Raw genomic sequence first — 22,697 nt, forward strand, 5'->3', positions numbered from 1 at the left:
AGGTTAGTTAATTGCAATATTTTCAAGTACTTGGAAGTGTATAATCATCTTTACTTTACCATTATCAACCCGCTTCTGTAAAACGTTTTCGCCTTGAACACGCGCCTTTTCAGGAAGCCTTGCCATCATGGCTGTCCGAGCTGTCTGCATAGCTCTTTTTTCGATTTCACTTTCCGTTTCAACGGTGTTCACTTTTTCCAATTCATATTGTGTCATCGTCCGAATAGACACCGGCAATGTGTAAGAGAAAAAGTGAAGCTGATAAAACCTCTCCTCTGACTGCACTGGCTTTTTTGAAGGAGAAGATGTCCAAACTGCATACTCCTTCTTCTTCCATGACGCATAAATATCCATCCTTTTTTTACCGTTTCTCGTCATTAGCGGGGCATTGCCAAGTGTCACCGTCACTTTATACCACGTTTCTGCTGTGACCGAACCGCTGGCCGGATGTTTTTTTGTTCCCGTAATCAGCCGGTCACCCTTTTCAACAAATTCGCCTCTTCTCGCTTTTGCCACACCGTACTCGACGAACAGGTCATGGATCACGCCTGCCTTAGAAGCGATAAGATGACGCCTGCCCGAAACCGTTTCTTTTTTTGATTTTCCGACAGAAACATCAGCCTTATAAACTACCCCGATTTTTTTTAGTGAAAAACGGGTAACATCAGGTACATTTAATAATACATTTTGTGATAATTCACGCTCATTTATATTGTGAAAACGAACGGCCCCTTCCCGAATCCCTTCTTGCTTTAATAGAGTCCTGATTTGCTTTTCTGTCTGAGCGTCAGCACCTGTAACATCGATCCGGATAATCATAGATGAAAGGATAACAATGATGAAAAAGAAACACAAACTACAGAGCCAAAAAGGGTAGTTTCGGATTGCCCGCTGCACGATAAAAGGCAGTCCAGTTCCTTTTTCCAGACGAATGTTTCCCGTAAAATGACGGGCTTCTTTACGCAGCAATCCAAGATGGCGAACCGGCATTTGAAACCGGACAACGTTATCTTTTTCATAATGAATGTGGATAAGAACCGCGCCGCGCTCATGCAGCCTGCCGGGAAACAACGACGCTTCCGGACCAGAGACGACGACTGTCACTGCACCTGAAAAAAAAAGTTTAGCCAAATCGTTTCTCCCGTTTCACGTCAAATTGCACATTTGCAATGGTCCCTTCTACAATAATCTCCGCCGGCATTAACTCTTTTACTTCAAGCAGCTTACCCGTTATGCATATTTTTGCTTCAGGAAGTTGAATACGGACAACTTGGTCTGTAAATTGTTCCAGTCTTTCGGGATATTGGATTAAAATTTGCTTATTTCCGATAATCGTCATTCGCGGTGTTTGACCGGCTGCATCTTCCGGCAGTCCGGCCAGTTTACTCATAAATGCCGCACCAGCTCTCCTTCTCATAAAAAACGCCCCTTTCTTTATCATATCGTATGAAAAGAAAGAGGCATTCATCACTTTTTGCGTTTTGATTTTGGCGGACCAAGCACTTCAGACAAAATAATGCCGTTTAAAAAATCCTGATCCCGCCATTCATCCACACGTTGAACTGGACGTGACACCGGCAGACGCGGCCGGGGGTGTCTTGTTTCCTGATTCTGAACCGTTTTTGGAGCAGGCGCTGGTGCAGGATGGGAAGATGGAGCAGAGAGCTCTTTTGCTTTCCATTCTGTATTGTCCGCCATTTTTTTTGCCTGCTGTTCTAATTTTTTTCGGGCTGTTTTTTGTTCGTCCTTGTTTTTATCTTTATTAAAAAACATTGAGATCAAGCCGGCAATGATGACAAAAATAAGTCCTTCCACGGCACAGACCCCCCTTTACTTACCTTCGTTTTCTTTTTTCTTTCCTGTCATATCGCCGATCGCCCCGCGCATGTCGGTATCAGCAGAAAGATTTTGGATATTCAAATAATCCATGACGCCGATGTTTCCTGAACGAAGCGCTTCTCCCATGGCACGCGGGACATCCGCTTCGGCTTCAACCACTTTCGCACGCATTTCCTGGACGCGGGCAAGCATTTCCTGTTCATTTGCAACAGCCATCGCACGACGTTCTTCCGCTTTCGCCTGCGCGATGTTTTTATCCGCTTCGGCCTGTTCTGTTTGCAGTTCGGCGCCGATATTTTTGCCGATATCCACATCCGCAATATCAATCGAAAGAATTTCAAATGCTGTGCCGGAATCCAATCCTTTGTTTAAAACAGTCTGTGAAATCATATCCGGATTTTCCAGAACTTTCTTGTGGTGATCACTTGAACCGATTGTGGAAATAATCCCTTCTCCGACGCGGGCAACAATTGTTTCTTCACCCGCACCGCCGACGAGACGGTCAATATTTGCCCGAACCGTAATACGTGCTTTTGCTTTTACTTCGATTCCGTTCATGGCCACACCGGCAATAAACGGTGTCTCGATGACTTTCGGATTTACCGACATCTGTACGGCTTCTAATACATCGCGCCCCGCAAGGTCAATCGCAGCCGCACGCTCAAATGATAATTCGATATTTGCACGGTGTGCCGCAATTAATGCATTGACAACACGGTCAACGTTACCGCCGGCCAAGTAATGACTTTCGAGCTGATTGATGGACAAATCTAAGCCCGCTTTTGATGCTTTAATGAGCGGGTTCACCACACGGCTCGGTATAACCCGGCGAAGCCGCATACCAACCAGTGTGAAAATGCTGATTTTGACACCGGCCGCAAGCGCTGATACCCACAGCATAACCGGGACAAGCGTAAGTAAAATACTAAGCAAGATGATAGCCGCTGCAATGGCGACAAGCAATAAAACGGTATTGCCTGCTAACATAAACGATTTCCTCCTTTTATTCGAGTTCTCTTACAACAATACGAACCCCTTCTGTTTTTACAACAGCCACATCTTTTTCTGCTGCAATGAACCCCCCTTCTGTTACCGCATCAATCCGCTCTCCATCAATCACAACGGTTCCGGATGGCCGGAGAGCTGTTTTTGTTTTGCCTATTTTCCCAATTAAATCTGTGCGCGTTTCATTCGATACGTACCCATTCGCTGTATCGGTTGAGTCGCTTAAAATGAATTTTTTAAAAAGTTTCATTTCTTTCCCCAACACCTTTACCATCAAAATCAGTGCCGCCGTCGCAATAGAGAACGCGATCAGCAAGGAAACCGCCATCCACATCAAGCTTGCGCCCGCAAACAGCACGCCGGCGGAAAACAGGATAAATCCAATGAAGCCGACAATACCCCCAGGCAAAATGACTTCTGCTAAAATAAACAAAACGCCCAATACGATAAGCAGCACTGTTAAAATACCGGCGTCTCCTGACATCACATGGCCTGCTGTAAAAATAAGCAATGACAGTGTGCCCGCCGCGCCGGGAATCCCGAATCCGGGTGTAAATAATTCCAAAATAAAACCGGTCAGCATAATCGACAACAGTATCAGCACAACGACAGGATTTGTTGCGAACTGTACGAACGGACTGCCTTCATCATAGGCCGCAAGCAGCAGCACAGCTGCCAGCACGGCACTCCATTTAGCGAATCGAATCGTTTTCACCGCCTTTCAGCCGGCTCTTTCTCATTTATACGGATAGGAGTGAAAAAAGTTTCAAAAATAAAAAGAAAAAATGCCGCGAAAATGATATTTATCTATTTACATGTCGAATGTTGACTTCAGCCGGCTGTTTTCACTTCATAGTATGTATTTTATTGCATAACAAAAACGATTTTCTTCACTATTTTTTGTCCGCATATGAAAAAGAACTGCCGTCCAAAAAGGCGGCAGTTCTTTTTCATTACGACAGCTTTTGCTGGACGAGCCGGTTCACAAGTGATCCATCTGCTTTGCCTTTTACTTTCGGCATAAGAACACCCATCACCTTGCCCATGTCCGCTTTGACAGAAGCTCCGGTTTCTGCGATTGCTTCATCGACAATGGCAGAAACTTCTTCTTCTGAAAGCTGTTCAGGCATATATTCGTTCACGTAAGTCAGTTCAGTCTGAATTTTCGCCACAAGATCCTCGCGGCCTGCTTTTTCAAACTCATGGAGGGAGTCTTTGCGCTGTTTCACTTCGCGAGAAAGGACTGTCAGCTCTTCCTCTTCCGTCAGGTCGCGGCCGCCTGCTTTAATGCCTTCATTTTGCAATGCAGCTTTAAGCATACGGATGACTGTCAGCTTTTCTTTCTCTTTGCTCTTCATCGCTTGCTTCATGTCGTCGTTAAGACGTCCGAGAAGACTCATCATAAAACCTCCTCTTAGAACTTACGTTTACGAGCTGCTTCTGATTTCTTTTTGCGTTTCACGCTTGGTTTTTCATAAAATTCACGCTTTCTGTATTCCTGCAGGGTACCTGTTTTAGAAACAGTACGTTTGAAACGGCGCAGAGCATCTTCAAGCGATTCGTTTTTGCGAACAACAGTTTTTGACATTTCTCTTTCCCTCCCTCCGAACACATTACGATGGAAATTCCATGTACTGAACTATTATAATACATGCACCATGTTCGGTCAAGAAAATTTCTTTACAAACAGGGCACAATTAATAACCTCTTTCACCTTCTACTCCGGTGACAATCGCAACGCCCGAACTTGCGCCGATTCGTGTCGCTCCCGCTTTGATCATCGTCATGGCATCCTCCTGCGACCGAACGCCGCCTGATGCTTTCACACCGATTTTCGGACCTACTGTTTCCCGCATCAATTTGACGTCTTCTTCTGTCGCGCCGCCGGTTGAAAAGCCTGTCGAAGTTTTGACATAATCCGCTCCTGCTGAAACGGCTAGCTCACAAGCTTTTTTCTTTTCTTTATCGGTTAAAAGACTCGTTTCAATAATAACCTTCACTAGCGCTTTTCCCTGCGCAGATGCAACAACTGCTTTCATGTCTTTTTCGACTGTGTTAAAATCGCCATCCTTTAAGGCGCCGATATTCATCACCATATCAACTTCTGATGCACCATGTTCAATGGCTGTTTTCGTTTCAAATGCTTTTACTTCTGTCGCCGCAGCACCGAGTGGAAAGCCGATGACTGTACATACTTTTACTTCGGAGCCGCGCAATAAATCAGCAGCCTGTTTTACACGGGCCGGATTGATGCAAACGGACGAAAATCCGTATCGTTTTGCTTCGTCACACAGCTTTTCGATCTCTTCTTTTGCGGCGTCTGCTTTTAATAATGTATGATCAATGGTTTTGGCAATATCGCCAAATGTATCGGTAATCATCAATAAGGTCCCCCTTAGGTTAGTTGTCCGTACCTCTTTATCATATCATCAACGGGTACACCTGGCGAGAAAATGGACGAAAAAAAGCCGGCCATTAGCCAGCTATTCTTCCATATTTTATGATCCCATCAACATTTACGCGTTGACCGCATCCGGCACACGGACAAATTGACCTTCATTGTACGGATAACCCGCTTTCGTTATTTTCACTTTCACAATTTTCCCGACCATATCCTCTGTTGCCGGAAAAACGACTTTCAAATAGTTATCTGTGTAACCGCTGTAAAGCCCTTCGCCGCCTTCTTTAAACGGCTCTTCCGGAATAACTTCCAGCACTTCGTTTTCAAATTCAGCCGCATATTCTTTTGCCAGCTGATCTGATAACGCAATCAGTTTATGGACACGTTCATTTTTAATTTCTTCATCTATCTGGTCATCCATGCGCGCAGCCGGTGTACCGGTCCGTTTTGAATAAGGGAAAACATGCAGTTCAGAGAAACGGTGTTCTTTAATAAAATTATATGTTTCCATAAATTCTTCTTCCGTCTCGCCCGGGAAACCGACGATGACGTCCGACGTGACAGCAAGACCCGGCAGCGCTTCTTTCAAACGATTCAAACGATCGGCAAAGAAGTCCATTGTATATTTCCGGCGCATCCGTTTTAAGACAGTATCCGATCCGGATTGAAGCGGAATATGCAAATGGCGGACGACAATGTTCGATTGATCAATAACATCGATGACTTCATCAGTCAGCTGGCTTGCTTCAATGGATGAAATACGAATCCGTTTCAATCCCGGCACTTTCGCCTCAAGATCACGCAAAAGCATGGCTAGGTTATAATCTTTAAAATCCGATCCGTAACCGCCGGTATGAATACCGGTTAAGACGATTTCCTGATACCCTGATTGAACGAGCTGATTCGCCTGACGGATCACTTCTTCCGGATCGCGTGAACGCATTAAGCCGCGTGCCCATGGAATAATGCAAAATGTACAGAAATTATTGCAGCCTTCCTGAATTTTAAGAGACGCACGTGTCCGGTCTGTAAATGCCGGTACATCCAGCTCTTCATATACACGGTTTTTCATAATGTTGCCGACTGCATTGATCGGCTGGCGCTCTTGTTTAAATTGCTCGATGTAGTCAAGCATTTTCACTCGGTCCTGTGTACCGACAACGACATCAACACCCGGAATGGCCATAATTTCTGCCGGTGATGTCTGCGCGTAACAGCCGGTTACACAAATGACCGCATCCGGATTTTTCCGAACTGCACGGCGAATCACCTGCCGGCTTTTTTTATCACCTGTATTCGTCACGGTACATGTATTAATTACGTAAACATCCGACGTTTTTTCAAAATCGGTCCGTTCATACCCATTTTGTTCAAACAGCTGCCAGATCGCCTCTGTTTCATAATGGTTTACTTTGCAGCCTAACGTATGAAATGCCACTGTTGGCATTATAATCACCTCATTAATTCTGTATAAAACGAAACAGCGGAAAGCACATAAAGCGGTGCTGTTTCGGCACGTAAAATTCTCGGTCCAAGTGCGCACGCTGTAAATCCGCCGGCCGTCAGCTGCTCCGCTTCTTTATCCGAAAAACCGCCTTCCGGTCCGGTTACAACCATGATTCGTTTCCCTGCAGAGAGTCCACTGAGGGCTTCATAAAAAGCAGACATATCGCCTGTTTTTGCGGTTTCCTCATACGCAAACAGTTTTACATCAAAATCTTTTCCGCTTTCAATAACCCGGGTAATGGAAACAGGTTCTGAAACAGCTGGAATTTGGCTTCTGTGCGACTGTTCTGCCGCTTCTTTTGCGATTTTTTGCCACCGTTCTGTTTTTTTGGCGCCCTTTTTTTGGTCCCATTTTACGATTGAACGGCTTGCTTCAAATGGAACAAACCCGGCAGCGCCAAGTTCGGTCCCTTTCTGTATAATATAATCGAATTTATCGCCTTTCACAAGACCGCACGAAATAACGACATCCACAGGCAGTTCGACCGATTTCTCCACCCATTCTTCTATCTCTGCGTCAGCTGATGCCGCATGAATGGCTGTAATCACGGCAACAGCGGTCTGGCCGTCTGGAAATACGGTATAAATATGGCTGCCTGCTTCCATCCGCATGACCCGGCTAATATGATGAAAATCGTCCCCTTCAATGGTGATTTTATTATCAACAGGCCGATCCGGTAAAAAATATCGCTGCATTTCTGCACCTCATTTTATTATTCTGCTTTTTTCGCTGCAATGCATACCCAGTCTTCCATTACAACCGTTTCTTCAATAATGAGACCTGCATCCGTCATCGCTTGTTTCACTTCTTCTTTTTTCTGTCCAATGATACCGGATGCAATAAAATAACCGCCCGGACGCATGATTGTTTCCACATCTTTCGTAAACGATATAATGACTTCCGCCAAAATATTCGCAACAACAACATCCGCTTGATCATCAAGCCCGTCAATTAAGTTGTTTTTTGATACCGAAACGATCTTTTCCACTTTATTGAGCGCCACATTTTGACGGGCAGCGGATACCGCGACTTCATCAAGGTCAAGTGCCGTTACTTTGCTCGCACCAAGCAGCGCAGCGCCAATTGCTAGAACTCCTGATCCTGTTCCAACATCGACTACATGGTCATCCGCTTTGACAAACCGCTCAAGCGCCTGCAAACACATGACTGTTGTCGGGTGCGTGCCTGTTCCAAACGCCATGCCCGGGTCCAATTCAATAATGAGTTCATCCGTTGAAAACGGCTCATAGTCTTCCCATGTCGGCACAATCGTAAATTTTTCTGATATTTTGACGGGATTGTAATACTGCTTCCACGCTGTCGCCCAGTCTTCTTCATGCACTTCACTGACCGACACGCGCAAATGACCGGTGTCAATTTGATAAGAAGCAAGATTTTTCACCGCTTCTGTAATATCATCAACCGTTTCCTGTAAAAAGCTGTTGACCGGTAAATACGCTTTGACGGCAACACCTTCATCCGAATAATCATCGGGATTTAATTCATACAATTCACCGAACAAGCCGCCTTCTCTTTTCTTATCCAGCTCCGCGCGATCTTCAATCACGACACCGCTCGCACCTGCTTCATGCAAAATATTCGAAATCGGCTCCACTGCATCGTTGACTGTTTCAATGCAAATTTCTGACCACTTCATTCGTGCCAGCTCCCATCTTGCCATTTAGTCACGCTTTAGTGCGCGCTTCACTTTATCAAAAAAACCATCTTCCTCATTCGGCTGTTCGCCGCTTACTTCCGCAAATTCCCGAAGAAGCTGTTTTTGTTTTTCGTTTAATTTTACCGGTGTAATGACTTTTACATGAACATGCTGATCTCCGGTTCCATAACCGCGTACATTCGCCACACCTTTTCCGCGCAGACGGAATGTTGTACCGCTTTGCGTCCCGGCCGGTATTTTTAATTTCACTTTGCCGTGTATTGTCGGTACTTCGATCTCATCCCCTAGTGAAGCCTGAACGAATGTAATCGGCATTTCGCAATAAATATCGTCCCCGTCACGTTCGAACAGCTCATGCTGCCTAACGCGGAAAACGATGTACAAATCACCTGCAGGACCGCCATTAATACCTGCTTCCCCTTGACCGGAAAGACGAATTTGCTGTCCTTCATCAATTCCCGCCGGCACCTTTACGTTAATCGTTTTATTTTTGGTTACACGTCCCTGACCGGAGCATGTTGTACACTTTTCTTTAATAATTTTGCCTGAGCCGCTGCAATGAGGGCACGTCCGGCGATTAACGACGCGGCCAAATGGTGTATTTTGCTCCACGTTTACTTGCCCGCTTCCGGCACAATGTGAACACGTTTCCGGTGATGTGCCCGGTTTTGCGCCGCTGCCGCCGCATGTGGAACAATTTTCTTCTTTTGGAATGGTAATATCTTTTTCCACTCCAAAAGCAGCTTCTTCAAATGTCAGGGTCATTGTGTATTGAAGATCATCACCCTGGCGCGGTGCGTTCGGGTCACGCCGGCGTGATCCCCCGCCGAAGAAAGTGCTGAAAATGTCGTCAAAACCGCCGCCAAAACCGGAGAATCCGCCGCCAAAGCCGCCCTGCTGCGGACCTGCATGACCGAACTGATCATATTGCGCTTTTTTCGAATCGTCGCTTAACACTTCATACGCTTCCGAAATTTCTTTAAATTTTTCATCTGCGCCCGGCTCTTTATTAATATCCGGATGATATTTCTTGGACAATTTCCGATATGCTTTTTTGATTTCATCTTTTGACGCGCTTTTGCTGACACCAAGCACATCATAATAATCCCTCTTGCTCACTATTTCTCACTCCCGTTTCATTCACATAACCGCTATTTTAACATAGATCCATGAAAATATGGTGGATTGTTTCACGAAAAAAGCCAAAGCCGGAAAACCGCTGACTTTGACTTTTTCGTGTAACCATACTTAGTTTTTATCTTTTGAATCGTCGACCTCTTCAAATTCCGCGTCAACGACACTGTCATCTTTTGGTGCAGATTCCGCGCCTTGCTGTTCTTGCGCCTGTTTTGCCGCTTCTTCATACAGCTTCATAGATAGCTGCTGAACGATTTCATTCAATGCATCGCGCTTAGAACGGATGTCTTCGATGTCGCCTTTTTCCACTGCTTCTTTCAGCGCATCTTTTGCTTCTGTTGCTTTTTGCAATTCCGCTTCGTCTACTTTTCCTTCAAGCTCTTTTACTGTTTTTTCAGTTGTGAAAACAAGCTGATCAGCTTCGTTTTTCAATTCCACTTCTTCTTTGCGTTTTTTGTCCGCATCCGCGTTTTCTTCCGCTTCTTTTACCATGCGTTCGATCTCATCGTCAGAAAGACCTGAAGAAGACTGGATCGTAATGTTTTGTTCTTTTTGCGTGCCAAGATCTTTCGCTTTTACATTTACAATACCGTTTTTATCGATGTCAAATGTCACTTCAATTTGCGGAATGCCGCGCGGTGCCGGCGGAATGTCCGTTAATTGGAAACGGCCAAGCGTTTTGTTGTCCGCCGCCATCGGACGTTCCCCTTGAAGAACGTGGATATCAACAGCCGGCTGGTTGTCAGCTGCAGTTGAGAACACCTGCGATTTCGATGTCGGAATTGTCGTATTGCGCTCAATCAGCTTCGTAAATACCCCGCCCATCGTTTCGATACCAAGAGAAAGCGGCGTTACATCAAGAAGGACGACGTCTTTAACATCCCCTGTCAGTACACCACCCTGGATCGCGGCACCCATTGCGACCACTTCATCCGGGTTCACGCCTTTGTGAGGCTCTTTGCCCGTTTGCTTACGGATTGCTTCCTGTACTGCCGGAATACGTGTAGAACCGCCGACAAGAATGACTTTATCAATATCAGCAGCTGATTTACCCGCATCTTGAAGCGCCTGACGGACAGGACCCATTGTACGTTCAACAAGGTTTGATGAAAGTTCATCAAATTTAGCACGGGATAGTGTTGTTTCTAAATGAAGAGGTCCCGCTTCTCCTGCTGTAATGAATGGAAGTGAGATTTGAGTTGATGTCACACCGGACAAATCTTTTTTCGCTTTTTCCGCTGCATCTTTCAAGCGCTGCATCGCCATTTTGTCTTTTGACAAATCAATGCCGTTTTCTTTTTTGAATTCATTCACAAGGTAATCGATGATCACTTCATCAAAATCATCGCCGCCAAGACGGTTGTCACCGGCTGTTGACAGCACTTCAAATACGCCGTCGCCAAGCTCCAGAATCGATACGTCAAATGTACCGCCGCCAAGATCGTAAACAAGAATCGTTTGATCTTCATCTGTTTTATCCATGCCGTATGCAAGCGCTGCTGCTGTCGGCTCATTGATAATACGCTCTACTTCCAGACCCGCAATTTTACCGGCATCTTTTGTTGCCTGGCGCTCTGCATCATTGAAGTACGCAGGTACGGTAATAACCGCTTTGCTGACTGTTTCGCCCAGGTAGTCTTCCGCATACGCTTTTAAGTGCTGCAAGATCATGGCTGAAATTTCCTGCGGTGAGTACTCTTTTCCATCAATGATTTCTTTATGGTTTGTTCCCATATGGCGTTTAATAGAAATAATTGTATTCGGATTTGTAATTGCCTGGCGTTTCGCCACTTCCCCCACCTGGCGTTCATCGTTTTTAAATGCGACAACAGATGGTGTTGTACGGTTGCCTTCCGGATTTGGAATAACTTTCGCTTCTCCTCCTTCAAGCACCGCCACACATGAATTTGTTGTACCAAGGTCAATACCAATAATTTTGCTCATCTTTTCAATTCCCTCCTGAAATCAGTTGCCTATAAAAATTATTGATTCACTTTCACCATTGCTGGCCGGATAACCCGGTCTTTCAATTTATATCCTTTTTGAAGCTCCGCTAAAACCGAATTTGGTTCCGCATTTTCATCATTTTCCGTCATAACGGCTTGATGAACGGTCGGATCGAACGGCAGACCGACTGTTTCAATCGGCTCAACTCCTTCGTTTTCAAGGGCTGTCAAAAGCGTTTTATACACCATCTCCATTCCTTGCAAAACGGATTTTGTTTCTTCATGTTCCGGTGTCACCTGGAGAGCCCGTTCGAAATTATCAAGCACAGGCAAAAGGTCGGTCACAAGACGCTGCGCGCGGTATTTTTCCTGCGCTTCGCGGTCCAGATTCGCGCGGCGTCTGAAGTTATCAAAATCGGCACGGAGGCGCAAATATCGGTCTTCCGCTTCATCAAGCTGCTTTTGAAGAAGCTCTTCTTTGCTGTCTTCTGTTTCTTCAATTGTTTCTTTTGTTTCTTCAATTGTTTCTTTTGTTTCAGGCTTCTCTGTTATTTCTTCTACTTCTTCAGAAGACGATTCAGTCTGCTGAACCGGTTCTTCTTCTGTCAATGGCTTTTGTTCTTCTGCCACTGATTCCACCTCCAGGTTTCTTCTTTTCATGGCGCTAAGAGCCCGTATTATAAAGCCGTGTCAACACGTTTGTCATATCGTGGCTTAAAAAGTCAACAAGCGTAATCACACGGGAATATTCCATTCGCTTTGGACCAAGAATCGCAATCGTTCCAACCGGTTCATCACCGACTGAATACGATGCTGTAATTAAACTGCAGTCTTCCATCGCCTGTTCTGCATTTTCTGTGCCAATCTTGACGCGGATTCCCGCTTTTGTCGGCCGGACAAGTTCGTAAATTTCGTTTTCTTTTTCCATCATATCCATGACGAGCCGCACTTTTTCAATATCACGGAATTCAGGCTGGTTGAAAATATTCGTTTTGCCGCCGATGAACAGTTTTCCAAGTTCAGAGCCGCCCGCAGCTTCCGCAAACATTTTCAGCACTGCTTCGTAATTTTGAATATGCCGCTTCATCAGCTCTGCCGTTTCATGATAGATTTTCCTGTGAAGGTCTGATAATGGCACCCCTGTAAGGCGGTCGTTCAAAATGTTGACCATTTTTTCAATGTCAGCTGCTTCTATTCCTTCAGGCAAAGAAAAAAGTCTGTTTTCAACATGTCCTGTATCGGTCACAATGATGGCAACAGCTGATTCACGATCGATTGGTATAATTTGCAGATTTTTCACTTTATGGTCATTAAATTTAGGGCCGAGTACGATCGATGTATAGCTTGTCAGTTCCGATAAAATCGTTGCCACATTTTGAACAGCTTTTTCAATTCCATTTTGCCGGTCAGCGAATATCGAATGAATAGCTGTTTGTTCACTCCGTGCAAGCGATCCGGGAGAAAGCAAATGATCGACATAGTAACGGTATCCTTTTTCAGATGGGACACGTCCTGATGACGTATGCGTTTTTTCTAAAAAACCCATCTCTTCAAGATCTGCCATCTCGTTTCGGATCGTGGCCGGGCTGTACAATACATCCTCTTTTTTGGAAAGGTTGCGCGATCCAACCGGCTGTGCCGAACGAATGAAATCATCAATAATGATCTGCAAGATGAAAAGTTGGCGATCTGTCAACACGATTCATCACCTCTGTTAGCACTCTTTATATACGAGTGCTAAATCTACATTTAAATTATCAAAAACGATGCGGGCTGTCAACGAGTACGCTCACATTTCCGGTTCAATTAAAAAAGACTGAAAAACTTCGTTGCCAAGAAATTTCCCTTTATGTGTCAGCCGGATCACGTCGTTTTTTACTTCAAGTAGGCCCCGCTCTGTCAGCAAGCCAATGGCTTCTTTAAATAGCACCAATGGGTTTTTTTCATATTTTTCCTGAAAAGCGGAGATCGAAACGCCGGCCATTTTTCGGAGTCCGAGAAACATTTCTTCCTCCATCCGTTCCTGTCTGGACGTTTCCTGACTGCTTATACGCGGCCATTCCCCTGCTTTCAGCGGCTCCATATATTTTTTCAAAGGACCGAAGTTGGCATAGCGGACGCCATGAACATATCCGTGTGCACCGGCGCCAAATCCGTAATACTCGTCGTTGTTCCAATAAGTTAAATTGTGAATGCTCTCAAATCCCGGACGGGCAAAGTTGCTGATTTCATACTGTTCCAGCCCTGCAGCAGCCATTTGTTCCATAACGGCTTCGTACATTTCCGCTTCCGCTTCTTCTTTCGGCAGCGGCAGTTTGCCTTTACTCATTAAATTATAAAAAACGGTCTTCGGTTCAATAATGAGCGAATAGGCGGAATAATGGGGCAGTCCAAGGGCCAGCGCCTGGCGGGTCGAGTCGACAGCATCTTCCACCGTCTGCTCGGGCAGACCATAAATTAAATCAATGCTCAAATTATCAAAACCCGCTTTTTCAGCGCTGCGCACCGTTTGCAGCACATCCTCTTTCGTATGCGTCCGGCCGATTTTTTTCAAATGATGATCATTAAAGGACTGTACCCCAATGCTGAGCCGGTTTACACCGCTTTCCTTTAAAATGCGCATTTTTGCAGGTGTTAAGTCACCCGGATTCGCTTCAAATGTATATTCAGCACCCGGAGCCAGCGGCAAATTCCGTGAGATGGATTCAACAAAATAATGCAGCTGCGTTTCATCGAGCGACGTCGGTGTCCCGCCTCCGACAAAAATCGACTTGTAGCCCGATGATTTGTCCGCCATGCTCATTTCTTTATCAAGACTTTGCAAATATTGTTCCACGGGCTGGTTTTTCATAAACACTTTATTAAAATCGCAGTAATGACAAATATGATGGCAGAACGGGATATGAATGTAAGCTGCGTTTGTCATGCTGATCACGCCTTCCATTTTACATAAAGGAAAGGTGCCCGAATTCCGGACACCTTTTCCTTATTTTATTTCGATTGGTCATCCATTTTAAGAACGGCCATAAACGCTTCCTGCGGCACTTCCACCGACCCGACTTGCTTCATGCGCTTTTTCCCTTCCTTTTGCTTCTCAAGAAGCTTCCGTTTCCGGGAAATGTCCCCGCCGTAACACTTGGCAAGAACGTTTTTACGCATCGCTTTAATTGTTGAACGGGCGACAATTTTATTTCCAATCGCCGCTTGAATCGGCACTTCAAACTGCTGGCGCGGGATGAGTTCTTTTAATTTTTCCACGATTACTTTGCCGCGCTCGTATGCAAAATCGCGGTGAACGATAAAGCTCAATGCATCTACCTGCTCTGCGTTCAACAAAATGTCCATCTTCACAAGCTTCGACTGTTTGTATCCAATGAGCTCATAATCAAATGACGCATAGCCTTTCGTGCTTGATTTCAGCTGGTCAAAGAAATCATAGACAATTTCAGACAGCGGCATTTCATAAATGACACTGACCCGGTTTGTATCGAGATACTGCATATCGATAAAAATACCGCGTTTTCCTTGCGCCAGCTCCATTACGGCACCGACATAATCGTTCGGCACAATGATCGATGCTTTTACGTAAGGCTCCTCCACGTGTCCGATTTTTTGCGGGTCCGGCATATCAGACGGATTGTCGATGCGGAGCTCTTCACCATCGGTCATCGTCACCTGGTAAATAACGCTCGGCGCTGTTGTAATAAGGTCAATTTTAAATTCCCGTTCGATCCGCTCTTGTATAATTTCCATGTGCAAAAGGCCGAGGAAACCGCAGCGGAAACCAAAACCAAGCGCCTGCGATGTTTCCGGCTCGTATTGAAGCGCCGAATCATTCAGTTCCAATTTTTCAAGCGCTTCACGCAGATCGTTGTATTTCGATGAGTCAATCGGATAAAGGCCGCAGTACACCATCGGATTCAACTTCCGGTAGCCGGCCAATGCTTCTGATGCGCCGTTTTTCGCAGAGGTGATCGTATCACCGACTTGCGTATCGCCGACATTTTTAATCGCTGCAGCTAAGTAGCCGACATCGCCAACCGTCAGTTCATCGCGAGGGGTTGTTTTCGGTGTGAAGACTCCGACTTCGGTCACTTCAAATTCTTTTCCTGTCGCCATCATTTTAATTTTGTCGCCGACTTTCACCGTGCCGTCAACAACCCGAATGTACGCAATAACACCGCGATATGGATCATAGAGCGAGTCAAAAATAAGGGCTTTTAATGGCGCTTCGGGATCGCCGGTCGGCGCCGGTACTTTTTCAACAACCTGCTCTAAAATTTCTTCAATCCCGATGCCCGCTTTGGCCGATGCAAGAACCGCTTCCGATGCGTCAAGACCGATCACATCTTCCACTTCCTGACGCACGCGTTCCGGTTCAGCAGCAGGCAAATCGATTTTATTAATGACCGGTAAAATTTCCAAATCATTATCAAGGGCAAGATACACGTTCGCCAGTGTTTGCGCTTCAATGCCCTGGGCGGCATCCACAACGAGAATCGCCCCTTCACAAGCTGCTAAACTGCGTGATACTTCATAGGTGAAGTCGACGTGTCCCGGGGTATCAATTAAATGAAAAATATATTCATTTCCGTCTTTTGCTGTATAGGTGAGCTGGACAGCATTTAATTTAATGGTGATTCCGCGTTCCCGTTCAAGATCCATGGAATCAAGAAGCTGATTTTTCATTTCACGCGCGGTCAGCGCCTGTGTTTTTTCTAAAATACGGTCTGCGAGCGTCGATTTGCCGTGGTCAATATGGGCAATAATCGAAAAGTTGCGGATCCGCTCCTGCCGTTCTAGTCTTCCGTTATCATTCATTATCATAGTTCACTCCTGTTATCGGCACATGTATACTATTGTGATTATATCAGCGCGCTATGCAATTGACAACGAACATTGAAAGAGAGCGTTATTCGATTTGTTCCGATTTTACATATCGGGATAAAATATCGGCAAATGCTTCCGCGCTTCTCTCCAATTCTTCCCGGGTGTTATCCACTCCGCCCATCTCAATTAGAATGGCCCGTTTTGATAAATCCTGATTAAATTTTCCATTCGTCTGACTGCCGGACTTCACAATAACCCCTCGTGACAGCCCGGGATAATACGTCTCAAACAATTCATGAAGCCCCGCTGCAAACCGGGCATTTTCTTCATAGCCGCTGTGCTCGCCCCCGATAACAAAAACGGTTTTCGCCATTGACTGGCCATTGATGACAGCGGTCGTCACGTCTTTCGGCTGCGAGTCCCGGTGAATATCAACCAAATATTCGAGGGAAGGAAGCTGCTTTTGTGCTGAAGCAACAACCGCTCTTGACTCTTCATATGAGGCGCTGTACTTCTTCCCTTTTTGATTTAAAATCGCACCGATATCGGTTTTATTGACGGATACACCAATTTTATGTTCTTCTATTTTTTTGGCAATCATGTCGCCCACTTCAACGATGCGCACCGGGGCCTGTCCATTTTCAGGCGTATAAGCTTCTGACGTGTGTGTAAAATAAAGCAAAATTTTTTTCTCGTAAACAGCGGGTGTCTGCTCCGGTTCTTCTCTTACCGGCGGCTGCGAAATGGATTCTGGATCAGGTTTTGCTGATTCAATGGGCATATTCGTATAGTTTGTCCCTTCTCCGGCGATTAAAATGCGCCCATCGTAAATCGAAAAGCCGGGCAGCTCTTTTCCAAGAAACGTCCGAGGGTCGCGCAGGCTGATACTGGCGGCCGCATGAAACGCCGCATCCACCCACTGCATGGTGTCCACTTCTTCCATATAAGATGACTGTTCAAATGTTTTGTTTTCGAAAGCAAGCAGCCGGTAAAAGGATGAGACAGGAATTTCCGCCGCCGCTTTATTCATGGACTCAGATGAAAAATGATACGAAAACGGCATGACCGTAAAAAAACCTGCTGTCCAAAAAGGCATGACAATGAGCGCCGCGCATGCCGGGGCGATCCAGACAGCAGCGTTTGATTTTTTTTGCAGAAGGATACGCGCCATCCCCTTTTCACGTCTTGTCCTCTATTTATATGCACACAAAAAAAATGCAGACCGACTTTCAGCCTGCAAAAAAAGAACGCGTTTCCTCCGGCGGACGATTGTGAAGTGCTTCATTCAACGCACTGGAAATGACGGCTGCGGCCCCATGAATAAATAAATCGGCTTCTTTCGGTGTCACAATCATATTCAAACCAGCCGGTGTGAGAACATCATGGATCAGCTGCCGCTTTTCTTCATCCGACAGCAGACCGATATTCCCTAAAAAGGCCCGCTTCCATTCTTCATCACCGCGGCCGCTTTTTTCTTCAAGATGCGCCATGACAAGCTCGACCGCATCACGTGTGACCGTTGCCGCGTCAATCACGGTCGGAATGCCGATTGCAATAACGGGTATGCCTGCAGTTCGTCGGCTTATTTCTTTTCGTCTGTTTCCAATACCCGCACCGGGCTGAATACCCGAATCCGTCATTTGAATAGTCGCATTCAGCCGTTCAATTGATCGGGACGCCAGTGCATCAACGACAATTAAAAAATCGGGTTTCTCCCGCTCAATCAGCCCGAGCAATATATCGCCCGTCTCGATTCCGGTCATGCCCATAACACCGGGTGAAATAGCACTGACCGGACGGTATCCCTCCTGCACATGTTCCGGGTGAAGTTTAAACAAATGGTTTGTCACAATAAGCCGGTCGGTAACACGCGGGCCGAGTGAATCCGGCGTCACAAGATCATTCCCGAGACCGGCAATTAAGCAAGAAGCATCTTGATGAATTCCAGCAGAATCGATAAACCTTCTGATTTCGTCTGCTGTAACACGGCTGATGGACGCGTGGCGGGATGAATCCGAACCACGTAAATCCGTGGATTCAACCGTCACATAAAGGCCTTGCCGTTTGCCTGTGATCCGCTCTCCTTCTTCACTAATGGTTACGGTCGTCACCAGTGTATTGTCCCGCTGTTCTTCTGATGACATAATTCCGTCCAGTTTTCCGCCATGTTCCTGCTCAGCTATCAGTGCTGACTCAAGCGCCAAATCGGTTCTCACTGACCATTTTTCCATTCCACACACACCTCTTTTTTGCCGTAGTATGTGCAAGAGTGTAAAAGTTTATTCCTTTACACAGGATTGCTATTGCATTTCTTTCATTCCTTTGTTAGAATATCACTTGTTCTTTACTTCAATAAATGAATGATAATCGGGTACGAATAAAACTTCGATCCATTTTAGGAGGTGACAGGAATGCCAAATATTAAATCTGCCATCAAACGCACAAAAACTGCACAAACTCGCACTGCCCGCAACGCGCACGTGAAATCAACAATGCGTACTGCTGTGAAAAAGTTCGAAACTGCAGTTGCTAATAACGATGAAAACGCAAAAGACTTGCTTGTTGAAGCAGTCAGCAAGCTTGATAAAGCAGCAGCAAAAGGACTTATCCATAAAAATGCTGCCAACCGTCAAAAGAGCCGTCTTATGAAGAAGCTCGCTAACTAATAAAAAAGTGTCCCTCCCGGACACTTTTTTATTTTGCCTTCATCATCGTCTGCAGACGGAAAAAGAACATTTCCATAATCATTTTTTTCTCCATCCCGCTGCTTTTCATTTCATAATCGCTTTCCGCCAGCAGCTGTATGATGGAAGCAAGCTGTGTCTCCGTAAAAGAACGGCTTTGCCCGGACGCGATCTTGACTCGAAACGGGTGAACTTTCAGCTGGCCGGCCATTTGCTGCTGTCCGTACCCTTTTTTCGAAAGCTCTTTCACCTGGTAAATGAGACGAAATTGGCCGGCGACAATGGCCAGAATTTTGAGCGGCTCTTCATTTAAACGGATTAAGTCATAGAAAATACGAAAAGCTTCCTGCCACCTGCCTGTGACAATTTGATCAACAAGCCGGAAAATATCACTTTCAAGCGTCCGTGCTGTCAGACTTGTGACATGTTCTTCTGTAATTTCTCCTCCTTCGCCCGCATAGAGAGCAAGTTTACCAATTTCCATAGCCAGTACCGACAAATTGAACCCGGCAATGTTTAACAGCTGGTGAACAGCGGATTCTCCAATGACCGCGCCCTCTTCGGCCGCCTTACTTTGAATCCATCCCGATAATTCTTTCTCTGCCGGCTTTTTTGCTTCTAAAATACCCGCTTGCTTTTTAATCAGTTTCGTTATTTTTTTCCGTTCGTCCAATTTCTCAAAACGAGCCTGAAAGACGAGAATCGTAAATGGAGAAGGGTCCTGTAAATATTGCTCCAGCTTGATTAGATCATGATCGATTTTTGATTTTTCCGCAGTGAAAAAAAGCGGATTTTGAATAAACACAAGCTTTCTATCTCCAAGAAAAGGCAATGTCTCTGCCTCTTCAATCGCGGCTTCAACCGGCACTTCCGTCATATCAAATGACGTTATATTCAACTCGGCATCCTCGCCGGCAATCGCTTTTTTCATTAACAGATGCCGCGCTTCTTCAATAAAATACTGCTCCGGTCCGTACAGTAAATACAATGAACGAAACCGGCCGCTTTTTAATTCCTTTAGTACTTCCATAAGTTCGACTCCATTCATTTTATCTTTCTTCATTTTAGAAAAACAAACTTCATAACGCAAGGTACAGAAGAATTGTGAACATTTTTTGTACGGATGATTGGAAATACGCCGCAGAGTCTGGATTTTTCACTATTGATTGTCTATACTTAAAATGAAATAGGAGGGGTAACTGTGAACGAATTTGAAAAAAATGTACAATCTAAACGCAACGACGCGGTTGACTCTGGAGTAGGCTTTGTTGTCTCATTCGTCTTCTTCTCCGCAATGTTTGTCCTTGCCACTGTTATTCAGCTGGTTGGGTGATCGTGGTATGAAAGAACCTGCCTAAATCCGGGCGGGTTTTTTTATTTTGGCGGCAGCGCGCTCGAAATACTTCCCTTCCCTCCAATAAAAGTATACGTAATACTGCCATGCTGATCCGTTCTATACACCTTTACCCCGGCTTTTGATAAATGTTCAAGCACTTCTTTATGCGGATGGCCGTACCGGTTATCGATACCCGCAGAAATGACCGCAAATTCCGGCCGAATGGCTTCGATAAAAGGCAATGATGTAGAAGTACGGCTGCCGTGATGACCGACTTTCAGCCAGTCAATATCAACGTTGTATTTTTTCTGAAATTCCTGCTCACCTGCTTCTTCAAAATCGCCCGTAAAAAGCCACTTTTTTCCCCCTATCGCCGCATATAGAACGAGTGAATCGTTATTGCCTTCATATTCGCGGTCATCCGGCGCTAAAATTTGAAACATCGAACTCCCTACTCTCCATGTTTCTCCTTCCATTCCTTCACGCACGGTCATCTTTTTAGCGGCAGCCGCATTCAATATTTCTTTCATTACATCTTCACCTCCTGAACCCGGTGAAATTATCATTTCATCTGTGGGAATAGCAGAGAGAACTTCCGCTGCAGCACCTGCATGATCATAATCAGCATGGGTCAAAATGAGTTTATCCAGCTCTGTCACTCCATTTCGTTTCAAAAAGGGAACAATCGTATCTTTCCCGACAGAAAAACCGCCTGATCGCGCCGCCCATGGCTCTTTTTCAAAAGAAAGGCGCCCCCCTGTATCTATTAAATAGGTTCCTTTCCCATAGGGCAGCCGAATGAAAATACTATCTCCCTGACCAACATCGATAAATGTCACTTCTCCCTCTGCGGAAAACCGGTTCAATCCTATCGTGATTCCAAACAGCAAACCGCATAACACGAGACTGAATCGAACTTTTTTCGTCTTTTCCCATATTAAAAATGAAAGGATCGAGATGGCAGCAATCAGCACCATGATTTGACTATCAGGCTGTCCGGTAACGAGAACCGCCATCGGAATGTCCGCCATTTCCGCAGCGAAACGATTCATCATTTTCAGCAATATATTCGCTGAATCGGTCAGCAGATTCACAGGCAGGATAAATGAAAGGCTAAAGGCGGCGAGCAGTGCCGGCAGCATAACAACAGAGTAAAAAGGGACGAACAGCAGATTGGCGATCGGGGCAATGATCGATAACTCGGAAAAGTGATAAATCAATATCGGCATCGCGGCCATTTGTGATAAAACAGAGACGGCAAGTGATAATTCAATAGCATTTCTGCACTGCTTTAATATGACACCGGCAGATAACACGAGCGCCCAAGTGACCACATAGGATAATTGAAAGCCCGCTTGAAACACTTGATACGGATTCAGGAGCAGCATGAGGAGAAACGCCGCTCCAAGCGCTGATGCCGGCTTAAGACGCACGTTTGAAGAAGCAGCAGCCATTATGGCACCCGTCATAAGACAGGCACGGACGACAGGCGGAGAGGCGCCGGTTAACAGCGCATAAAGGGGCAGTATGATTAAAATAATCATTCGAGCCTTTTCACGTGTAATACTGGCCCGAATGAGCATCCAAAAAAGCAATCCTGTCAGTAATGTCACATGCAGACCTGAAATCGATAAAATGTGGATAATACCGAGCCGTTCATAATCTTCATTGACATCTTCATTACTCGACGTGCGATCACCAAATAAAAGCGCAGCCGCCGTGGAATTAAGCGGTTCCGGAAACTGTTTATGAATTCGCTCTAGTGCGGCAATGCGCCACCTGGCCGGCGCATAACGGAGGGAATCATTCATGATGCATGCATCACTGGAGATGGATTCAGGGGTCAAAATAAAGAACGTGTGAACAGTGGATAAATAAGCCCGGTAATTAAATTCGCCTTTATTGCGGGCTTCGTTCGGCTTTTCTGACTGTGCCTTGATCCGGCATGTTAAACCAGGAGATATCATGGAGGAGAGCTGCTGTTTTTCTTCCTTCGATTTCAGCCGGTACGACAGGCGCAGCTTTTCACCGGTCTGCACCTCTTTTACACCGGCACTTAGCCAGTCGCCATCTATCTTCACATCATCGGAAAAGATAACCGTCCATTCCGATTCTTCACCGGTGAAGTTTGAGGCATGACGCGCTTCATGAAACATGGCAGCTGCGTAAAATAGAAGCAGTGCACCGGTCATAAGAAGGCGGTCACGCCGGCCGGCGCCAATCCATAGTATAAAAGTCAATACAAACGAAAACATTGCGATCAGCACCGGTGTATGCAGCACAAATAAGCTTGACGCAAGTGCTGCAGCACCGATCCGAAGAGACGCCATTTAC

23 protein-coding genes are annotated in these 22,697 nt (G+C 45.6%); 2 read left to right on the forward strand and 21 right to left on the reverse strand.

Features of this window, described 5'->3' with window-relative positions:
* Positions 1 to 3: 3 nt before the first annotated feature.
* The 19 genes from BTO30_RS05395 to gpr form a co-directional block, all read right to left on the reverse strand.
* A complete protein-coding gene (locus tag BTO30_RS05395) occupies positions 4 to 1,131 on the reverse strand; it encodes a sporulation protein YqfD (RefSeq protein ID WP_075397689.1) in 1,128 nt (375 codons plus the stop codon).
* Positions 1,124 to 1,417 (reverse strand): YabP/YqfC family sporulation protein, encoded by a 294-nt coding sequence (locus tag BTO30_RS05400; RefSeq protein ID WP_075397690.1) that lies wholly within the window; start codon positions 1,415 to 1,417, stop codon positions 1,124 to 1,126. The genes BTO30_RS05395 and BTO30_RS05400 overlap by 8 nt, the downstream gene beginning before the upstream one ends.
* Positions 1,418 to 1,467: 50 nt before the next feature.
* Complete coding sequence (locus BTO30_RS05405) at positions 1,468 to 1,815, reverse strand: hypothetical protein (RefSeq protein ID WP_075397691.1); 348 nt, start codon at positions 1,813 to 1,815, stop codon at positions 1,468 to 1,470.
* A gap of 15 nt (positions 1,816 to 1,830) precedes the next feature.
* A complete protein-coding gene (gene floA / locus BTO30_RS05410; RefSeq protein ID WP_075397692.1) occupies positions 1,831 to 2,826 on the reverse strand; it encodes a flotillin-like protein FloA in 996 nt (331 codons plus the stop codon).
* Positions 2,827 to 2,842: 16 nt separating this feature from the next.
* Positions 2,843 to 3,559 carry an NfeD family protein gene (locus BTO30_RS05415; protein WP_245796340.1) on the reverse strand — a complete coding sequence of 239 codons (717 nt, stop codon included), beginning with the start codon at positions 3,557 to 3,559 and terminating at the stop codon, positions 2,843 to 2,845.
* Between the two features lie 238 nt (positions 3,560 to 3,797).
* A complete protein-coding gene (locus BTO30_RS05420) occupies positions 3,798 to 4,244 on the reverse strand; it encodes a GatB/YqeY domain-containing protein (RefSeq protein ID WP_075397693.1) in 447 nt (148 codons plus the stop codon).
* 14 nt (positions 4,245 to 4,258) lie between these two features.
* Positions 4,259 to 4,432: a 30S ribosomal protein S21 gene (gene rpsU, locus BTO30_RS05425; RefSeq protein ID WP_039238310.1), complete on the reverse strand. Its 174-nt coding sequence runs from the start codon at positions 4,430 to 4,432 to the stop codon at positions 4,259 to 4,261.
* A gap of 109 nt (positions 4,433 to 4,541) precedes the next feature.
* Positions 4,542 to 5,225 (reverse strand): deoxyribose-phosphate aldolase, encoded by a 684-nt coding sequence (gene deoC / locus BTO30_RS05430; RefSeq protein WP_075397694.1) that lies wholly within the window; start codon positions 5,223 to 5,225, stop codon positions 4,542 to 4,544.
* Between the two features lie 135 nt (positions 5,226 to 5,360).
* Positions 5,361 to 6,692: a tRNA (N(6)-L-threonylcarbamoyladenosine(37)-C(2))-methylthiotransferase MtaB gene (gene mtaB / locus BTO30_RS05435; protein ID WP_075397695.1), complete on the reverse strand. Its 1,332-nt coding sequence runs from the start codon at positions 6,690 to 6,692 to the stop codon at positions 5,361 to 5,363.
* A 5-nt stretch (positions 6,693 to 6,697) separates the two neighbouring features.
* Entirely contained in the window at positions 6,698 to 7,447 is a 750-nt protein-coding gene (locus BTO30_RS05440; RefSeq protein ID WP_075397696.1) for a 16S rRNA (uracil(1498)-N(3))-methyltransferase, read from the reverse strand.
* A gap of 17 nt (positions 7,448 to 7,464) precedes the next feature.
* Positions 7,465 to 8,409, reverse strand: coding sequence for a 50S ribosomal protein L11 methyltransferase (gene prmA / locus BTO30_RS05445; protein WP_075397697.1), 945 nt, complete (start codon positions 8,407 to 8,409; stop codon positions 7,465 to 7,467).
* A 24-nt stretch (positions 8,410 to 8,433) separates the two neighbouring features.
* The gene (dnaJ, locus tag BTO30_RS05450) at positions 8,434 to 9,549 is read right to left on the reverse strand and encodes a molecular chaperone DnaJ (RefSeq protein WP_075397698.1); all 1,116 of its coding nucleotides are present in this window, start codon (positions 9,547 to 9,549) and stop codon (positions 8,434 to 8,436) included.
* 129 nt (positions 9,550 to 9,678) lie between these two features.
* Positions 9,679 to 11,511 (reverse strand): molecular chaperone DnaK, encoded by a 1,833-nt coding sequence (gene dnaK, locus BTO30_RS05455; RefSeq protein ID WP_075397699.1) that lies wholly within the window; start codon positions 11,509 to 11,511, stop codon positions 9,679 to 9,681.
* 38 nt (positions 11,512 to 11,549) lie between these two features.
* Positions 11,550 to 12,143 carry a nucleotide exchange factor GrpE gene (grpE, locus tag BTO30_RS05460; protein ID WP_143331915.1) on the reverse strand — a complete coding sequence of 198 codons (594 nt, stop codon included), beginning with the start codon at positions 12,141 to 12,143 and terminating at the stop codon, positions 11,550 to 11,552.
* Positions 12,144 to 12,177: 34 nt separating this feature from the next.
* Positions 12,178 to 13,212 carry a heat-inducible transcriptional repressor HrcA gene (gene hrcA / locus BTO30_RS05465; protein ID WP_075397700.1) on the reverse strand — a complete coding sequence of 345 codons (1,035 nt, stop codon included), beginning with the start codon at positions 13,210 to 13,212 and terminating at the stop codon, positions 12,178 to 12,180.
* Between the two features lie 90 nt (positions 13,213 to 13,302).
* Positions 13,303 to 14,439: a radical SAM family heme chaperone HemW gene (hemW, locus tag BTO30_RS05470; protein WP_075397821.1), complete on the reverse strand. Its 1,137-nt coding sequence runs from the start codon at positions 14,437 to 14,439 to the stop codon at positions 13,303 to 13,305.
* A 65-nt stretch (positions 14,440 to 14,504) separates the two neighbouring features.
* Positions 14,505 to 16,334 carry a translation elongation factor 4 gene (gene lepA / locus BTO30_RS05475; protein WP_075397701.1) on the reverse strand — a complete coding sequence of 610 codons (1,830 nt, stop codon included), beginning with the start codon at positions 16,332 to 16,334 and terminating at the stop codon, positions 14,505 to 14,507.
* A 91-nt stretch (positions 16,335 to 16,425) separates the two neighbouring features.
* Positions 16,426 to 17,514 carry a stage II sporulation protein P gene (spoIIP, locus tag BTO30_RS05480; RefSeq protein ID WP_075397702.1) on the reverse strand — a complete coding sequence of 363 codons (1,089 nt, stop codon included), beginning with the start codon at positions 17,512 to 17,514 and terminating at the stop codon, positions 16,426 to 16,428.
* Between the two features lie 58 nt (positions 17,515 to 17,572).
* A complete protein-coding gene (gene gpr, locus BTO30_RS05485; protein ID WP_075397703.1) occupies positions 17,573 to 18,574 on the reverse strand; it encodes a GPR endopeptidase in 1,002 nt (333 codons plus the stop codon).
* Positions 18,575 to 18,754: 180 nt separating this feature from the next.
* Here gpr and rpsT point away from each other — a divergent pair, with 180 nt between their 5' ends.
* Positions 18,755 to 19,009, forward strand: coding sequence for a 30S ribosomal protein S20 (rpsT, locus tag BTO30_RS05490; RefSeq protein ID WP_075397704.1), 255 nt, complete (start codon positions 18,755 to 18,757; stop codon positions 19,007 to 19,009).
* A 28-nt stretch (positions 19,010 to 19,037) separates the two neighbouring features.
* Here the strand turns inward: rpsT and holA are convergent, their stop codons facing one another.
* Entirely contained in the window at positions 19,038 to 20,057 is a 1,020-nt protein-coding gene (gene holA / locus BTO30_RS05495; protein ID WP_083632313.1) for a DNA polymerase III subunit delta, read from the reverse strand.
* 171 nt (positions 20,058 to 20,228) lie between these two features.
* On the opposite strand from holA, the gene BTO30_RS05500 reads away from it, so the two are divergent.
* A complete protein-coding gene (locus BTO30_RS05500) occupies positions 20,229 to 20,360 on the forward strand; it encodes a YqzM family protein (RefSeq protein ID WP_075397706.1) in 132 nt (43 codons plus the stop codon).
* A gap of 41 nt (positions 20,361 to 20,401) precedes the next feature.
* On the opposite strand, the gene BTO30_RS05505 is transcribed toward BTO30_RS05500, so the two are convergent.
* On the reverse strand, positions 20,402 to 22,693 hold the full coding sequence (locus BTO30_RS05505; RefSeq protein WP_075397707.1) for a DNA internalization-related competence protein ComEC/Rec2: 2,292 nt from the start codon (positions 22,691 to 22,693) through the stop codon (positions 20,402 to 20,404).
* Positions 22,694 to 22,697 lie beyond the last annotated feature (4 nt).

Source organism: Domibacillus antri, assembly GCF_001936625.1.
GTDB classification, from domain to species: Bacteria; Bacillota; Bacilli; order Bacillales; family Domibacillaceae; genus Domibacillus; species Domibacillus antri.

What these genes read in the sequence shown, in the direction of transcription:
- BTO30_RS05400 (WP_075397690.1), bottom strand. Translation starts at nt 1,417, where the DNA reads ATGAGAAGGAGAGCTGGTGCGGCATTTATGAGTAAACTGGCCGGACTG.
- rpsU (WP_039238310.1), bottom strand. Translation starts at nt 4,432, where the DNA reads ATGTCAAAAACTGTTGTTCGCAAAAACGAATCGCTTGAAGATGCTCTG.
- mtaB (WP_075397695.1), bottom strand. Translation starts at nt 6,692, where the DNA reads ATGCCAACAGTGGCATTTCATACGTTAGGCTGCAAAGTAAACCATTAT.
- lepA (WP_075397701.1), bottom strand. Translation starts at nt 16,334, where the DNA reads ATGAATGATAACGGAAGACTAGAACGGCAGGAGCGGATCCGCAACTTT.
- gpr (WP_075397703.1), bottom strand. Translation starts at nt 18,574, where the DNA reads ATGGAAAAATGGTCAGTGAGAACCGATTTGGCGCTTGAGTCAGCACTG.
- BTO30_RS05420 (WP_075397693.1), bottom strand. Translation starts at nt 4,244, where the DNA reads ATGAGTCTTCTCGGACGTCTTAACGACGACATGAAGCAAGCGATGAAG.
- rpsT (WP_075397704.1), top strand. Translation starts at nt 18,755, where the DNA reads ATGCCAAATATTAAATCTGCCATCAAACGCACAAAAACTGCACAAACT.
- hemW (WP_075397821.1), bottom strand. Translation starts at nt 14,439, where the DNA reads ATGACAAACGCAGCTTACATTCATATCCCGTTCTGCCATCATATTTGT.
- prmA (WP_075397697.1), bottom strand. Translation starts at nt 8,409, where the DNA reads ATGAAGTGGTCAGAAATTTGCATTGAAACAGTCAACGATGCAGTGGAG.
- floA (WP_075397692.1), bottom strand. Translation starts at nt 2,826, where the DNA reads ATGTTAGCAGGCAATACCGTTTTATTGCTTGTCGCCATTGCAGCGGCT.
- holA (WP_083632313.1), bottom strand. Translation starts at nt 20,057, where the DNA reads ATGGAAGTACTAAAGGAATTAAAAAGCGGCCGGTTTCGTTCATTGTAT.
- BTO30_RS05440 (WP_075397696.1), bottom strand. Translation starts at nt 7,447, where the DNA reads ATGCAGCGATATTTTTTACCGGATCGGCCTGTTGATAATAAAATCACC.
- dnaK (WP_075397699.1), bottom strand. Translation starts at nt 11,511, where the DNA reads ATGAGCAAAATTATTGGTATTGACCTTGGTACAACAAATTCATGTGTG.
- spoIIP (WP_075397702.1), bottom strand. Translation starts at nt 17,514, where the DNA reads ATGGCGCGTATCCTTCTGCAAAAAAAATCAAACGCTGCTGTCTGGATC.
- deoC (WP_075397694.1), bottom strand. Translation starts at nt 5,225, where the DNA reads ATGATTACCGATACATTTGGCGATATTGCCAAAACCATTGATCATACA.
- BTO30_RS05505 (WP_075397707.1), bottom strand. Translation starts at nt 22,693, where the DNA reads ATGGCGTCTCTTCGGATCGGTGCTGCAGCACTTGCGTCAAGCTTATTT.